Source organism: Puia sp. P3 (assembly GCF_050632245.1).
Classification (GTDB): domain Bacteria; phylum Bacteroidota; class Bacteroidia; order Chitinophagales; family Chitinophagaceae; genus Puia.
The window spans coordinates 7,198,743-7,214,311 of the sequence record NZ_CP192583.1; the positions used below are offsets into that span (position 1 = coordinate 7,198,743).

General features: G+C 56.7%; 14 protein-coding genes. All 14 read left to right on the forward strand.

Annotated features, from left to right (window positions below; all coding sequences use genetic code 11):
- Window positions 1-27 precede the first annotated feature (27 nt).
- Complete coding sequence (locus tag ACQ86N_RS45550) at window positions 28-2,469, forward strand: glycoside hydrolase family 2 protein (RefSeq protein ID WP_431212850.1); 2,442 nt, start codon at window positions 28-30, stop codon at window positions 2,467-2,469.
- Window positions 2,453-2,656: a hypothetical protein gene (locus ACQ86N_RS45555; protein ID WP_431212851.1), complete on the forward strand. Its 204-nt coding sequence runs from the start codon at window positions 2,453-2,455 to the stop codon at window positions 2,654-2,656. The genes ACQ86N_RS45550 and ACQ86N_RS45555 overlap by 17 nt, the downstream gene beginning before the upstream one ends.
- A 10-nt stretch (window positions 2,657-2,666) precedes the next feature.
- Window positions 2,667-2,783, forward strand: a complete 117-nt coding sequence (locus ACQ86N_RS45560) for a hypothetical protein (RefSeq protein ID WP_431217868.1) — start codon at window positions 2,667-2,669, stop codon at window positions 2,781-2,783.
- 123 nt (window positions 2,784-2,906) lie between these two features.
- Window positions 2,907-4,469, forward strand: a complete 1,563-nt coding sequence (locus ACQ86N_RS45565; protein ID WP_431212852.1) for a TolB family protein — start codon at window positions 2,907-2,909, stop codon at window positions 4,467-4,469.
- A gap of 38 nt (window positions 4,470-4,507) precedes the next feature.
- On the forward strand, window positions 4,508-4,975 hold the full coding sequence (locus tag ACQ86N_RS45570) for a carboxypeptidase-like regulatory domain-containing protein (RefSeq protein WP_431212853.1): 468 nt from the start codon (window positions 4,508-4,510) through the stop codon (window positions 4,973-4,975).
- Window positions 4,951-7,071: a SusC/RagA family TonB-linked outer membrane protein gene (locus ACQ86N_RS45575; protein ID WP_431212854.1), complete on the forward strand. Its 2,121-nt coding sequence runs from the start codon at window positions 4,951-4,953 to the stop codon at window positions 7,069-7,071. The genes ACQ86N_RS45570 and ACQ86N_RS45575 overlap by 25 nt, the downstream gene beginning before the upstream one ends.
- Complete coding sequence (locus ACQ86N_RS45580) at window positions 7,044-7,811, forward strand: hypothetical protein (protein ID WP_431212855.1); 768 nt, start codon at window positions 7,044-7,046, stop codon at window positions 7,809-7,811. The genes ACQ86N_RS45575 and ACQ86N_RS45580 overlap by 28 nt, the downstream gene beginning before the upstream one ends.
- 21 nt (window positions 7,812-7,832) lie before the next feature.
- Complete coding sequence (locus ACQ86N_RS45585; RefSeq protein ID WP_431212856.1) at window positions 7,833-9,656, forward strand: RagB/SusD family nutrient uptake outer membrane protein; 1,824 nt, start codon at window positions 7,833-7,835, stop codon at window positions 9,654-9,656.
- Window positions 9,656-9,919, forward strand: a complete 264-nt coding sequence (locus ACQ86N_RS45590) for a hypothetical protein (protein WP_431212857.1) — start codon at window positions 9,656-9,658, stop codon at window positions 9,917-9,919. Before ACQ86N_RS45585 ends, ACQ86N_RS45590 begins: the two co-directional genes overlap by 1 nt.
- Window positions 9,840-12,755: a VCBS repeat-containing protein gene (locus ACQ86N_RS45595; RefSeq protein ID WP_431217869.1), complete on the forward strand. Its 2,916-nt coding sequence runs from the start codon at window positions 9,840-9,842 to the stop codon at window positions 12,753-12,755. The genes ACQ86N_RS45590 and ACQ86N_RS45595 overlap by 80 nt, the downstream gene beginning before the upstream one ends.
- Window positions 12,740-13,366 (forward strand): FG-GAP repeat protein, encoded by a 627-nt coding sequence (locus ACQ86N_RS45600; protein WP_431212858.1) that lies wholly within the window; start codon window positions 12,740-12,742, stop codon window positions 13,364-13,366. Before ACQ86N_RS45595 ends, ACQ86N_RS45600 begins: the two co-directional genes overlap by 16 nt.
- 17 nt (window positions 13,367-13,383) lie before the next feature.
- Complete coding sequence (locus tag ACQ86N_RS45605; RefSeq protein WP_431212859.1) at window positions 13,384-13,917, forward strand: RNA polymerase sigma factor; 534 nt, start codon at window positions 13,384-13,386, stop codon at window positions 13,915-13,917.
- Between the two features lie 47 nt (window positions 13,918-13,964).
- Window positions 13,965-15,089 (forward strand): FecR domain-containing protein, encoded by a 1,125-nt coding sequence (locus ACQ86N_RS45610; RefSeq protein WP_431212860.1) that lies wholly within the window; start codon window positions 13,965-13,967, stop codon window positions 15,087-15,089.
- Window positions 15,090-15,171: 82 nt separating this feature from the next.
- The gene (locus ACQ86N_RS45615; RefSeq protein WP_431212861.1) at window positions 15,172-15,540 is read left to right on the forward strand and encodes a hypothetical protein; all 369 of its coding nucleotides are present in this window, start codon (window positions 15,172-15,174) and stop codon (window positions 15,538-15,540) included.
- The last annotated feature ends 29 nt before the right edge of the window (window positions 15,541-15,569 follow it).

The following is a 15,569-nucleotide window of genomic DNA, read 5'->3' on the forward strand; positions in this document are numbered from 1 at the left end:
GATCTTTGCTGCTTATAATCGTAAGCCATGAAGAAATCCGCAGCATATTGCTTAGTAGCCTGCCTGATCATTTTTACCGGCGTTCAGGCACAGGTCCGTCAGGTAAAATTATCCCGTTTTACCCTGCAGTCTTCCGCCGTCATAACGACCAGCGGCGACAGTCTTTCGTCCGTGCACTATCACCCGGCCAACTACTGGTTTCCGGTGACGGTACCGTCCACTGTCCTCACCGGGCTCGTGGCCAACAAGGTCTATCCCGATCCCTATATCGGGATGAACAATATGCTCATCCCGGATGCCTCTGATACCTTCAACCAGAAATATCATCTGGAACAGTACAGCTATCTGCCCGGAGAACCCAACCCCTGGAAAAAGCCGTACTGGTACCGGACTACATTCAACGTTCCCGGCGCCGATAAAGGACGGCATTTTGAACTGATCTTTAAGGGGATCAACTATCGCGCGGAAGTCTGGCTCAACGGCCGCCTCATCGCGGACTCCGCAAAGATGGTGGGGATGTTCGAGGAATTCGACCTCGACGTCAGCGGCGCCGTCCATCCGGGGGAAGAAAACGCACTGGCGGTAAAGATCTATCCGCTCGACACGCCTGGCGAGCCGGCGACGCCCCAGCTGGAGGCGCTCGACGAGTTCTATGACAATGGAGGTCCTACCGGCGATATCGGAAAGAACGTGACTATGCTCAGCTCGGTCGGCTGGGACTGGATACCCGAGGTCCGCGACAGAAATATAGGTATCTGGCAGCCGGTGTATCTCCGAACCACAGGTCTGGTGACCATCAGCCATCCGAGGATCATCACCGAACTGCCGGCCCTGCCAGACACCAGCCTGGCCAGACTCACTCTCGACCTTGGGCTCGCTAATCATGGCGGTACGCCCAGCCGGGGCAGCCTGGATATAACGATCAGCCCGGAAAATTTCACAGGGCCGGCTCCTGTACATATTACAAAGGCCGTCGCCGCGGGCACGAACCTGCACCTGACGGCTATAGAGATGCCGGCGCTGACCATCCGCCGGCCCCATCTCTGGTGGCCAAACGGATATGGGCAACCGAATCTCTACCGTATCCGCCTCCAGTACCGCGACGCAGCAGGCATCTCCGAAGACACCTCCTTTGTATTCGGTATCCGCACGGTCGCCTCGGCCGCGGTCGACGTCAACGGCTGGGTCCGCCGCGACTTCTATGTCAACGGTCACCGGGTACATCTGATAGGAGGCGCCTGGGTGCCCGATATGATGCTCAACCGCGACCACCAGCGCTATGACTACGAGCTGCGCCTCTGCCGCAACGCCAACGTCAATATGGTCCGCATCTGGGGCGGAGGCCTCGGGGAGACCGACGACTTCTACGAGCTGGCCGACCGCTACGGCATGCTGGTCTGGCAGGACTTCTGGATCACGGGTGATACCAACGGCGGCTTCAAAGGTTCGGCGGACTGGCCCCTGCAGTCATCGGTATTTGTCAGCAACGTCGTCAGCACGATCTACCGCATCCGCAATCACCCGAGCCTGCTGGTGTGGACCGGCGGCAACGAAGGACACGCGCGTGAAGAGCTGTACAATGCCATGCGCGACAATGTCGCCACCCTCGACGGTACTCGCCCTTTTATTCCCTGTTCGTCCGGGTTTTCCAAAGCGCCAAAGGAATGGAAGGCCAGCTGGCCCGACAATCGTCCCGCGGGCGTATACAGCGGCGGTCCTTATTCCTGGCAGGACGATGCACAATACTACCGGCTGGTCGACGCCGGCAGAGACTGGCTTTTCAAGGACGAGACGGGGATACCCTCGCAGCCACCCTATAATACGCTGTCGAAGATCATCCCCAATCTGGTGCCGGACAAGAGTCTGCCCTATCCGCTGAACAATACATGGGGCTATCACGACGCCTGCACGGGCAACGGAAAATACGACACCTATTATAAGGCGATGCTCGACCGCTATGGGGCGCCCACCAGCATCCGCGATTTTTCCGACAAGATGCAGCTGCTCAACGCCGGTGGCTACCGCGGCATCTTCGAAGCGGCCGGGCACAAACTGAATGCCACGGGCGGCGTCATGCTCTGGAAACTGAACGCCGCATTCCCCAGCGTCGTCTGGCAGGTCTTCGACTGGTATCTCGAGCCCAACGCGGGATACTATTTTATGCAGCGCGCCTGCGAGCCGGTGCATATCCAGCTGAACCTCGACGACTCTGCTGTCGCAGTCGTCAACCGCACCTATATAAAACGGACCGGCCTGCACTATGACGTGGAGGTCGTGGGGATGACGGGCAAGACGCTGTTCGCGAAGCACGGAGATGTCAGTACAGATACCACAGACGTAAGGGAAGCTGGTGTCGGTAAAAGAGATCCTGCAAAAGACAGAGGGCGTCTCCTTTGTCCTGCTCCAACTGAAAGACGCGCAGGGCAAAACTATCTCGCGGAACGTCTACTGGATGTCGCCCGGCCATGATTTCCTTGCCCTGCGACAAATGCCGTCCAGCCGGGCACAGGCCAAAGTGGTCGCTTCGGCAAAAAAAGACGGCTATACCAGCTGGACGCTGCAGCTGTCCAACAATACCTCACAGCTGGCATTCTTTCTGAACCCCCAGTGTCGTAAAAGACGGGGAGGAAGTCCTGCCGAGCTATTGGTCCGATAATTATTTTTCGATTCCGGCCGGGCAGTCAGTAACGGTCAAGGTTAGCTGCCCGACTTCGCTTACCGGCGACAAGCCGCAACTGAGACTGGAAGGCTGGAATATTCCGGCTTCGACGCAGCCTCTGTAGAGCTCTGCCCCGATCCGTACAACCTATCCATTAGCCATACCCCGGTGCCTCCGGACAATTTCAACGGCCGAAAAAACCCATTTCGCCCGTAACGGGAAATCTATTGCCAAAAACGATCAACATATGAATACGAGAGCCTTATTAACCCTTTTATTCCTCACCCTCGGCTGCGGTCTTGCACGGAGCCAGAACTCCGTGGGGATCTTCGAAAACAGCGTCGACATCGGCAGCCCGAAAACGGCCGGCTCCGCCAGCTATGACGCGGGGACCCAGACCTATACGATAAAGGGCGGAGGCTCCAATATCTGGTTCAACAGGGACGAATTCCATTTCCTGTACAGCAGGCAGAAAGGGGATTTTATCCTGACCGCGGACTTCGCCTTCACCGGCGATACCTCCGGCGCAGTGGGTCACCGAAAGATAGGCTGGATGATCCGCGAGTCCGTCGACGAAGGGGCGGCCAGCGCCAACGCCTGCAAACATATCGACGGGCTGGTAGTTCTGCAGTGGCGGCCCTATCACGGCATGTACATGCGCGACCCCGAAGAAGAACGGTTCTACCCCAAGAGGGGAGGACAGACGATCCAGCTGTCCCGTATCGGAAAGACCATTACGATGAAGATCGCGCACCCCGGCGAGCCGCTGCGGCTGGTGGGTTCGTATGAGACGGAAACGCTCGGCGGAGACGTACTTGCCGGTCTCTATATCTGCGCACACGACTCCAATACGCTCGCCACCGCAAGGGTTTGGAACGTCCGTATCGACAAACCCGTCCTGCATCCCTCGAGTTCCAATCCCCACGCGACACAGCCGCAGGTCCGCTCGACACTCGGCAGCCGCCTCGAGATCATCGACCTCGCCGACGATAGCCGCAGGGTGATCCACGAGTCGAAAGGCAGGTTTGAAGCGCCCAACTGGATGCCCGACGGGAAGAAGCTGCTCTTCAACGAAGGCGGTTCGCTCTACACCATTTCCACCGAAGGCGGCACTCCGGAGAAGCTGAATACAGGCGAGGCCGACAGGATCAACAACGACCATATGATCTCCTTCGACGGAAAGATGCTCGGCATCAGTAATTCCCGCCAGGGACTACCCGGCAGGGGCTCTACGGTCTATACGCTTCCGCTTGCCGGCGGAGAGCCGCATCAGGTCACAGAGGGTACCCCGTCCTATCTGCATGGCTGGGCTCCAGGCGGAAAGGAACTGGCCATCGTCGCCAAACGCAACGGTTCGGCGGTTTACAATCTGTATAAAGTATCCCTGAAAGACAATAAGGAGACAGCGCTCACGACAAACACGGCCAACCACGTCGACGGCCCGGAATATTCTCCCGACGGAAAATACATCTACTACAACGCCAATGTCAGCGGCACCATGCAGATCTGGCGGATGCATCCCGACGGCTCGGGCAAAGAGCAGCTGACTTTCGACGAGTTTCACAACTGGTTTCCGCATATTTCCCCCGACGGGAAATGGATCTGCTATATCTCCTTTCCTATGGACATCAATCCTGACGAACACCCTTCCTATGAAGACGTAACACTGCGGGTAATGCCGCTCACTGCGCCGGGTGCGCCACGCGTCATCGCCTACCTCTACGGCGGGCAGGGCACGCTGAACGCGCCTTCATGGTCACCAGACAGCAAACGCCTTGCTTTCGTCAGCAACTCGGAGCAGGCGCAATGAAATTTATCTATTTATTAAAAATTAAATCACGACTGCTTATGCCAAAGAAAACAAAAGGGCTTTTAAAGGTAGCATGCATGGTTGTTGCACTCGTCCTGCTCACCAGCATCACGTATGCCCAGAAGGCGGTTACAGGCAAGGTTCTCAACAAGACAGACAACCAGCCCGTTCCCGGAGCGACCATACAGGTCAGGGGCACTAAGGTTCTCGCTCAGTCCGGTGCCGACGGAACTTTCTCGATCAACCTCCCCGGCGCCAGCGCCACGCTCGTGATCACGGCGGTAGGATTTCAGGCCTTCGAGGTGCCTGTGACTGCCGGGTCTCCGGTGGGGGACATCTCGCTGACCACGGCGCCCAACACGCTGAATGACGTGGTCGTAACGGGTTATACGTCCCAGCGGAAAAAGGATATCACGGGTTCCGTTTCTGTGGTCAATGTGGCCGATATGAAATCGGTCCCATCGGAAGCACGGAATCCCTGTTGCAGGGCCAGGCTTCGGGCGTGAATATCGCTGCCAGCGGCCAGCCGGGTGGTTACAGCAATGTTCATATCCGCGGGATCACTTCTTTCGGAAATACAGACCCGCTCGTGATCATCGACGGGACGCCGGGGTATCTGCACGACATCAACCCGAATGACATCGCGTCGGTCCAGGTGCTGAAGGATGCCGGCTCTGCGTCAATTTATGGCGTACGCGGCTCGAATGGCGTCATCATCGTGACCACCAAAAGAGGCCGTTCCGGAAAAGTTACGGTCAACTACGACGGATTTATCGGCACGCAGCGCCCCCTCTCCAAAGGATGGGGCATCGCCAACCCGACCCAGCATGCGCAGGCGCTCTGGCAGGGCTTCTTCAACGACAGCGCAAAGCCTTCCAACAAACAGTTCGGCAGCGGAGCGAGCCCCGTAATCCCCGACTACCTGATCCCCACCGGCGCTATGACCGGTGCGCCAGGCACCGATCCGTCGACGTATCAGCTATATACGAATCAGATCACGAAAGCGGCTAAGAACGGCAACGACTGGTATCACGACATTTTCAAGCCAGTCACCGTCCAGTCGCACAATATCTCCGCAAGCGGCGGCTCGGACAGGTCGCAGTATTTTTATTCTTTCAATTATACCGACCAACCGGGTACGCTGATCTATACGACTCTGAAAAGGTACTCTGCCCGTATCAATTCGACGTTCAGCTTTGCAGACAACAAGGTCCGCATCGGAGAGAATGCATTTATCGTTTATAAGTCCAACCCCGGATATCAAAACCTGCCGGGTGTCAACAGCGCAAATGCCATCAGCGCTTCCTATGCGATACCGAGTATCGTCCCCGTTCATGACATTATGGGTAACTATGCCGGTGGCCTGGGCGGCGGTCTGGGTAATTCGTCCAACCCGGTAGCGATACAGGAGCGGCAGCGGAATAATACAAACAACGACTACAACCTGTCCGGCAACGTGTTTGCAGAAGTCGATTTCCTCAAACATTTTACGACTCATACCCAGGTTGGCGGAATGATCGACAACTACAACTACAGTTTCTTCCTCTTTACCCCCTACGAAAATGCGGAGAACAATACCAACGCCAACAGCTATCAGCAGACCAGCGGCTGGAATACGAGCCTGACCTGGACGAATACGCTGAAATATAGCAACACCTTCGCCGACAAGCACAATCTTACGGTACTGGTGGGGACGGAATTCATCAAGAACCAGGGCAGCGCGATCCAGGCTTCGAGAGGCAGCTATTATATTACCGATTCCGCCAGCCTGACCGTCAATCCCAATACCGTGACGCTGAATTCGGGTAACGCCAGCTCGCAGTCGAACCTGAACCCGACCGTAATGCTGAACGGCGTAAGCCAGCTGACCCCTTACCAGTCTGATATCTATTCCCTGTTCGGCCGCCTCGACTATAATTTCGACGACCGCTACCTGATCAGCGGAACGGTCAGGCGGGACGGCTCATCGGTGTTCTACACCGGCCAGCGATACGGCGTATTCCCCTCCGTAACGGGGGCATGGCGTATCTCAAAGGAGAAATTCATGCAGAACGTCACCTGGCTCAACGAGCTGAAGATCCGCGGCGGCTGGGGTAAGATGGGTTCGATCAGCAATATCACTCCAACCAACCCTTACACCCTGTACGGTCTCGTACCCAACCAGTCCACCTACGATATCGGCGGCAGCAGCACGTCCTCAACCGCCGGCATCGCCCTGACACAATACGGGAATACCGCCACTACCTGGGAAAAAGACGAACTTACCAACGTCGGCGTCGACGCTACTTTTCTGAACAATAAGTTCGACCTGTCCGTGGAATGGTATAACAAGCTGATCAGCGGTCTGCTCAATGCACCGCCCGCGATCGGTATCTATGGTACTCAAACGGCGCTTTCGGCCGGACCCGCGCTGCCCTTCGTCAACGTCGGTAATATTACCAATCACGGCATTGACATCAGCCTTACCTACCATGGATCGGCTATCAGCAACCAGTTGAAATTCGACCTCACGGGTACCTTCACCTCTTATGTCAACGAAGTGAAATCTCTTCCCCGGGCATCAAGTATGTTTCTGTGTTCAACGGAAGCACTGAGCAGGTGAGGCTGCAGCCAGGACATCCGGTAGGGGCGTTCTTCGGCTATCAGGTAGTCGGCCTGTTCCAGGACTGGAAGGACGCAAAGGCCTCCAACCAGACGGACGCGGCCCCCGGGCGGCTCAAGTTCGCGGACGTCAACCACGACGGAAAGATCACGCCGGACGACCGTACTTTCTTTGGCAACCCCAACCCGAAATTCGTCGCCGGTCTGAACATCTCGGTCAGCTATAAGAATTTCGACTTCTTTACGCTGCTGTATACGTCGGTTGGCAACAAGATCTATAATGGAGTGAAGGCAACGACCGATTTCCCGCAGGTATTCAATAACGCCATCAGTACCCGTATCGCCACGCAGTCGGCGCGGCTGGTCAATGGCAGCGGATCGCCTACCTACTGGCAGGACCCCACGGCCCATGTCGCCAACCCGGGAACGGGTGTACCGATACTCGAGTCCAATTCCAATACGACCAATACGTTGTTCAACAGCTATCCCATGGAGAGCGGCAGCTTCCTGCGGGCCCGTACGATGACGCTGGGGTATACCTTCGACAACCCGACGCTGAGAGCGCTGCACTTCGACCGGATCCACCTGTATGTACAGGCGCTGAATGTGTTTACCATCACCGGTTATAGCGGACAGGACCCCGAAGTGCTCGGCAGCAACACCCGATTCGGTTTTGACGGCGGCGCATACCCGAATAACCAGAAACAATACAACGTAGGCGTAAACATCACAATCCATTAAGGTACTGCAAAAGCGAATCATATGAAATCAACATATCTGAAATTGTACTTTGGCCTTTTGCTGGCCGCCTGCACGTTACTGGTGGTCTCTTCCTGTAACAGCAAGCTGAATGTCCAGCCCCAGGGTTCACTGCTTCCGACCAATCTCACCAATCTGTCGGGGGTGAACGGCCTGCTTATCGGGGCGTATGCCATTCTCGACGGCGAGAACTTCCCCGGCGCCGGCAACGCTTACGGCAGCGCCGGTTCCAACTGGCAGTACGGCAGCGTCTGCGCCGACGATTCCTATAAAGGCTCTACTCCCGGCGACCAGCCCGACCTGGTGCTGCTGGAGACCTGGAATGTAGGCCAGGCGGCGACGAGCTATCTCAATGAGAAATGGACGATCCTCTATCTGGGTATCCAGCGGGCGAACGAGGTCCTGCGCGTCATGCGCAAGGCCACGGGCATCTCTCCGGCGGATACCGCGGCGATCAGCGCCGAGGCAAGATTCCTGCGGGGATATTACCATATGGACGGACGCCGCATCTTTCATTTCTTTCCGTATGCGGACGAGAACGTTTCCTTCGCCAACGGCAACGGCAACCTGCCCAATAACGCGGATATCTGGCCGCAGATCACCGGCGATCTGCTGTATGCCGTCAACAATCTGCCGCCTACCCAGCCCGAGGCGGGGAGGGTCAATAAATGGGCCGCGATGTCCTTCCTCGCCAAGGACTATATGATCCAGCACAAATATGACAGCGCGAAATTCTATTTCGACCAGATCATCGCCAACGGAGTAACAGCCTCCGGCGCGAAATACGACCTGGTCAATTTCGAAAGCAACTTCAACGCGCCGCAGAAGAATGGCCCTGAGAGCGTATTCGCCTGCCAGAACTCCGTCAATGACGGGTCGGCCTCGTCCAACGACGGCGGCAACGGCAATATGGGCGACGTTCTGAACTTCCCCTATGGCAGCGGTCCCGTGGGGTGCTGCGGCTTTAACAATCCCTCGTGGAATCTCGCCAACGCCTTTAAGACCGACGCCAACGGCCTGCCCCTGCTGGACGGCAGCTCGAACAACGGCAAGGTGGTCAGCGATTCGACCAATATCTATACCGGCACCCTCGACCCGCGCATCGACCTCACCATGTCGCGTCCCGGTATTCCCTATCTGGACTGGGGTATCGGTTCCGCCAGCTGGATCAGGGACCCCAACACCAACGGCGTCTTCGACGCAAGGAAGAATGTATACGCCAAATCGCAGCAGGGTAAATATTCTTCTACCGAGACCGTCTTCTGGGGCGCCACGCAGGTAACGGCGCTCAACACGAACCTCATGCGCTTTGCAGACGTGTTGCTGATGGCCGCGGAATGCGAGGTGGAGATCGGGAGCCTCGACAAGGCGGAAGACTATGTCAACAGGGTTCGCACCAGGGCCGCCAATCCTGCCGGTTGGGTATACCGGAACTCGGCCTATGACGCGGGCTCGGGAACCTATGCGACCACCGGTGCGGCCGTTCCTGCCGACAACTATCTGATAAAAGCCTATGCGGCCGGCGCTTTTACTTCAAAAGGACAGGCCTATGCGCGTTCTGCCGTGCAGTTCGAAAGAAGACTCGAACTGGCGATGGAAGGACACCGGTTCTTCGACCTTCAGCGCTGGGATAATGGCACAGGTTCGATGGCGGCCATCCTCAATGCCTATGAGTCGGTTGAAACGACGCGCCATTCGTTCTATTTCAACAACCCGGCCCATTTCACCGCCGGTACCAACGAATACTTCGCTATCCCCCAGGCCCAGCTCGACCTGCAGAATGCCTACGGATCGAAGGTGCTGGTTCAGAATAAAGGATACAACTAATGAAACGCCTGGTCATTTGCTGGATGACCGGCCTGCTGTTGCTGGCTGCATGCAGGGGACGCCCGACGCTGTTTCGGCGCGTCCCCTCTTCCCGGTCAGGGATCGTATTCAACAACAGGATCGTCGAGAACGACTCGGTCAATCCGCTCAGCCTGATCAACCTCTACAACGGGGGGAGTCGGGATCGGGGACTTCAACCGCGACGGTCGCCCGGATCTCTATTTCACGGGCAGCCTCGTATCGAACCAGCTATACCTGAATGAAGGTGATTTTCATTTTCGCGACGTGACTCAGGCCGCCGGCGTGACGGGTGGAGGGCGCTGGAGCCGCGGCGTCGCTGTCGTAGACATCAACAACGACGGCTGGCCCGATATATATGTCTGTACCACGATCGCGTCTGATCCGGCCCGACGCCAAAACCTGCTGTACATCAACCAGGGTACCGATAAGGCGGGTATCCCGCATTTTCGCGAGATGGCTTCAGCGTATGGATTGGCCGATACCTCGTATTCCACCATGGCGGCGTTCTTCGACTATGACAACGACGGAGACCTCGACGTCTTCATCGCCGTCAATACCATTCCGCCTGGCGTCAATCCCGGACAGTTCAGACCGATCGTAAAGGACGGGACCTTCCCGAGCACCTGCAGGCTTTATCGGAATGACTACGATCGGGTGTTGCATCACCCCGTCTATAAGGACGTATCGCGTGAGGCGGGAATTCTCCAGGAGGGGTATAGCCATGGCGTCACCATCGCCGACCTCAACCGGGACGGTTGGGAGGATATCTATGTGTCCAACGATTTTATTTCGGAGAACGTTCTGTATATCAACAACCATGACGGCACGTTCACCAACCGGAGTTCGGAATACTTCAAACATACCGCGGCCAATGCGATGGGTCAGGATATCGTCGATATCAACAACGACGGACTTGCGGATGTTGTCGAACTGGATATGAACCCGCAGGACAACTACCGGAAGAAGATGATGCTGGGTTCGGCCAACTACCGTATCTATCAGAACAGCGATCTTTACGGATATCAGTATCAGTATGTGAGGAATGTGCTGCAGCTGAACCGCGGGCCGCGGCCGGTGACCGTCCACGGGATGGGGGGCGGCACGCGTGTTGGCGGCGGTTCACGCGGGGGGCACGGTTCACGGGAGGTCGATGGTTCACCGGAGGTCGGTTCACGGGAGGTCGGTTCACGGGAGGTCGGTGGTTCACGGGAGGTCGGTTCGCGTGATTCGGGCGGTTCACGTGATTCGGTCGGTTCACCGGTATTCTCCGACATCGGCTTTTATTCCGGTATCGCGGAAACCGATTGGAGCTGGACACCAGCCGTCGCCGACTTCGACAACGACGGGTACCGCGATATCGTCATTACCAACGGCTATCCGAAGGACGTGACCGACCACGATTTCACTACCTTCCTGAACCAGTCCTCGGGACTTCTTTCCAAAAACGATATCCTACGCCGGATACCCGAGGTCAAGCTCCACAAATACGCCTACCGCAACATGGATGGCCTGCGCTTCGCCGACGTCTCTGAAGACTGGGGCCTGATGACCACGGCCTTCTCCAACGGCACTGTCTATGCCGACCTCGACGGTGACGGCGACCTCGACCTGGTCATGAACAATATCAACGACGAGGCGATGATCTTCCGGAACTTCTCGCGCGAGAAAGACAGCGCCGACCACTTCCTGCAGATTCGGCTGACCGGCGACAGCCTCAACCGGGATGCGCTCGGCGCCTGGATACAGCTGCGCTACGACCATGGCAAGCAGCAGGTGCTGGAGACGACGCCGTATCGCGGCTATCTCTCGACGATGCAGAATATAGGGCACTTTGGGCTGGGGCATGTCCGCGTGGTCGACACCGTACTGGTGAGATGGCCCGGAGGGAAGACGCAGTTGTTGCTGAACGTATCCGCCGACCAGCTGCTAAAGCTCGATATCCGTGACGCCACGACCACGGCACTCCCGGCCGCCAGGCGGTCGCCCTCCCTCTTCCGCGACGTCACCGACTCCCTCGGCGTCCACTACAAACAGGAAGAATACGACTTCATCGACTTTAACGTCCAAAAACTCCTTCCGCACAAGCTCTCCGAATACGGCCCCGGCCTCGCGGCGGGCGATATCGATGGCAACGGGCTCGACGACTTCATCACCGGAGGGTCGGCTTATCACAGCGCGCAGATCTTCTTACAACAGGCTGACGGCGGGTTTGTACAGAAGGCGCTGATTTCCGGTGACGCCGAAAAGCAAAAAAGATCCGACGACCTCGGTCTCCTCCTCTTCGACGCCGACGGGGACGGCGACCCCGATCTCTATATCGCCGCCGGCGGGTACGAATCCGCAAAGGGCAGCGCAACTTATACAGATCGGTTATACATCAACGATGGTAAAGGCGGTTTCCGCTGCGACAGCACGGCCCTGCCCGCCAATTTCAAGAGCAAGCTCTGCGTGCGCGCCGCGGACTTCGACCACGACGGTGACCTGGACCTTTTTGTTTCCGGCCGTGTCGCTCCGGGGTCCTGGCCCCAGCCGGTATCCAGTTTCATCTATCGCAATGACTCGCGCAATGGCCGGATAAAGTTTACCGACGTCACCGCCCAGGTGGCGCCGGCGCTGCTCAATATCGGAATGGTCTGCGACGCACTGTGGACCGACTTCGACGGCGACGGTTGGCCCGATCTGATGCTGGCAGGGGAGTGGATGCCCATCACGCTTCTAAAGAATCAGCACGGCCGGTTCTCGTCACTACCCGTCGCGCCGGATCATAGGGGCTGGTGGAACAGCATCGCGGCCGGAGACTTCGACAACGACGGCGACATCGACTATATCGTCGGCAACCTGGGCCTCAATTCCTTTTTCAGGGCGTCTGCAAAAGAGCCCGTCCGGGCCTACGCCAAAGACTTCGACAACAACGGGATCTACGACCTCGTTACCTCGCTGTATCTGCCGGACAGCACGGGGACAAGAAGGGAATTTCCCGCGGATGGCCGCGACGACCTGCTCAGGCAGATGAACTCCCTGCGAAAAAATTCCCCGACTACCGGTCGTTCGCGCTCGCCACCATGGACAAGGTGCTGACACCCGACCAGCGCCAGGGAGCCCTGATACTGGAAAGCAACGACTTTCGCAGCTGCATGCTCCGCAACGACGGACAAGGCCGGTTTATGCTGATCCCGCTGCCGCCCGAGGCGCAGTGGTCCGCACTCAACGGAATGGCCGTCGGCGACTATAACGGCGACGGCAACCTCGATATCCTGATCAACGGGAACGACTACGGCGGCGAACCCTCCAACGGCCGCTACGACGCGATGGACGGCCTCTTGCTCGCCGGCGACGGCAAAGGCGGTTTCGTGCCGCGCTCCCTGCTGGAGAGCGGCGTCTATATACCCGGCAACGGCAAAGGACTCGTGAGACTTCGTGGCCATGGCGGCAGTTCACTGCTCGCAGCCGGTCAGAATCGCGGTCCGCTAAAAATTTTTGCACTTCGTCACTCCTTCAATTCCATACCATTCCAGCCTTCCGACGTCAGCGCGCAGATCCACTATCGCGACGGACGCTCGCGAAAAGAGGAACTTTATTACGGCGCTTCCTTCCTCTCACAGTCTGCACGTTTTGTAGACTGGACTCCCGATATTCAGTACATGGATATCACAAATGTCGCGGGCGGTACAAGGCGGATATTAAAATAAAGTTGTATTATTGATCGATGGAGCTGGATCAGGCACTACTACTCGGGTCGTTCAGAGCCGGTGACAAAGCGGCTTTCGAACAGGTGTTCAGGACGCACTACAGGTCCCTTCACCTGCAGGCCTATCTGTTGCTGAAAAGCGAGGAAGAAGCCGAAGACCAGGTGCAGCAACTGTTTTTGGACATGTGGAACAAGCAGGCGTACAGCAAGGTGCAGACTTCCATCAAGGCCTATCTGCACGCGGCGCTGCGCAACCAGTGCCTGAACTATTTGAACAGAATGAGCGTCCACAGGAGACTCCGGGAAGAATACACGGGCCTGAGCAGCGGCGAGCCGCAGCAGGAGGCTGCATCCATGGAAGACGAAGACGCACAGTCCGGCCTGATCTCCATTCTCAAAGAGATGCCCATGCAACGCCTGAGGGCATTTAACCTCGTCCACCTTCAGGATAAGAAATATCAGGACGCAGCCAAAGAAATGGGGATCAGCGTCAATTCACTAAAAACCCACGTCAAGCTCGCAATCCGGTTCCTAAGGATGCGATTAGGCTAGCTCCCATTCACCCACTTCAACAAAAAAGTTATCTTATATAGATAGCGATGCAACTTACAAACGAACAAATACAGATACTTCTGGTCGAAAAGCTGGCTGGCACCATCGAAGAAGGTGATGATCTTCTCCTCGAACGCCTGATCGCCGAAGACCCGGCCGTCCGGCAGCAATGGCTGGACATGCAGCAGCAGCTTGCGCAACTCGGCGGGACTCCGCAGGGAGTCGACGAAGAAGAAGCCTGGCACAAGGTAGAGGCTGAGATGCGACGTCCCGCCCGTACCTTACCGATATTTGCGAAGATCACAGCCGCGGCCGCGATAGTCCTGCTGGTGGTTGGAGCAGTGTTTCTGGTTAGAAAAAAGCCCGCCAACCCTCTCGCCGGCGAATTCGAATGGAAGGGCAAGCCGGTGATCACACTGTTTACAGCCAACGGACAAAATGTAAATATCGAGGCTGCACAGACCATCCGGCTTGGCGATATCTCCGCCCGGGCCGATCGGAAAGAGATGGTGTTTCCTGTAGCAACCACCGGAACGACGCAATGGAGTACGCTTGCCGTTCCCTCAACGATGGACTACAAACTCTCTCTCCCCGACGGCACCGAGGTATGGCTCAACGCACAGACAAGGATCCATTTCCCCTCCAGTTTTCAAGGGCCCCGGCGGGAAGTGTACGTACAGGGCGAAGCCTTCTTCAGGGTGAACAAAGACCAGCAGCATCCTTTCATCGTTCACGCGAATCAGACCGAAGTGCAGGTGCTTGGCACCTCATTTAATATCAATACATATGCTACCGGTTGCAGCGTCACCTCTCTTGTGGAAGGCGCTGTTGTCAGCAGGGACGGCCACGGCAGCGAAGTCGCGCTGCGGCCGGGAACCCAGGCGGTCTATTCGTCGGACCACCGTTTTTCCACCCAGTCCTTCGACGAGACCGAAGTGTTGTCATGGATGAAAGGCATCTATTATTTTCACAACACTCCTCTGAAGGACATCTCGAAAGTCATCTCGCGCTGGTATAATGCGGACGTATCTTTTAATAACGCTAACCTGCAGAGCAAAACTTTTAGCGGTCAGCTCGACAAGGCAAAAACACTACAGGTATTTCTCGATAACCTTAATCTTTCTGAGGAAATGCACGCTGCGCTCAGCGACGGAAAAGTAATTTTCCAATAATAAAGATTTTTCTTTCACCCTTAATCGCCATACGGCTGTCTAAAGATTAGCTGACGATTTTTATTGCTAAACACACCCAACTATGCGATTGCTAACCAAAACCATGACCGCTGGTCTGGCTGCGCTCATGCTTGCTCTCTCTCCTATGGTGACCACCGCCCAGCCACCATCCAAAGGCGCGGACATGTGGGTCACTACACCAGACACCAATTTTTCAGTTGCGGAACTTTTTAAGGCGATTCAAAAGCAGACCGGCTATACGATGTTCTATAGCAACACGATGCTGAATGATACCCAAAAAATGACGTTCGGTTCCTCGCGGGTCCGGCTGAACGACCTGCTGAAAGAAGTACTGACTCCACAGAACATAGACTGGGTCTACAAGGACCAGCTGATCATTCTGCGAAAAAAATTCCGCTCCCGCGCCGCGCACGGCGGCCGTCGCAGCTGAACCATCCAACGGACAGGAAGAAGACCCGC

What these genes read in the sequence shown, in the direction of transcription:
- ACQ86N_RS45550 (WP_431212850.1), top strand. Translation starts at nt 28, where the DNA reads ATGAAGAAATCCGCAGCATATTGCTTAGTAGCCTGCCTGATCATTTTT.
- ACQ86N_RS45605 (WP_431212859.1), top strand. Translation starts at nt 13,384, where the DNA reads ATGGAGCTGGATCAGGCACTACTACTCGGGTCGTTCAGAGCCGGTGAC.
- ACQ86N_RS45590 (WP_431212857.1), top strand. Translation starts at nt 9,656, where the DNA reads ATGAAACGCCTGGTCATTTGCTGGATGACCGGCCTGCTGTTGCTGGCT.
- ACQ86N_RS45610 (WP_431212860.1), top strand. Translation starts at nt 13,965, where the DNA reads ATGCAACTTACAAACGAACAAATACAGATACTTCTGGTCGAAAAGCTG.
- ACQ86N_RS45570 (WP_431212853.1), top strand. Translation starts at nt 4,508, where the DNA reads ATGCCAAAGAAAACAAAAGGGCTTTTAAAGGTAGCATGCATGGTTGTT.
- ACQ86N_RS45600 (WP_431212858.1), top strand. Translation starts at nt 12,740, where the DNA reads ATGGACAAGGTGCTGACACCCGACCAGCGCCAGGGAGCCCTGATACTG.
- ACQ86N_RS45555 (WP_431212851.1), top strand. Translation starts at nt 2,453, where the DNA reads ATGTCGCCCGGCCATGATTTCCTTGCCCTGCGACAAATGCCGTCCAGC.
- ACQ86N_RS45615 (WP_431212861.1), top strand. Translation starts at nt 15,172, where the DNA reads ATGCGATTGCTAACCAAAACCATGACCGCTGGTCTGGCTGCGCTCATG.
- ACQ86N_RS45585 (WP_431212856.1), top strand. Translation starts at nt 7,833, where the DNA reads ATGAAATCAACATATCTGAAATTGTACTTTGGCCTTTTGCTGGCCGCC.
- ACQ86N_RS45565 (WP_431212852.1), top strand. Translation starts at nt 2,907, where the DNA reads ATGAATACGAGAGCCTTATTAACCCTTTTATTCCTCACCCTCGGCTGC.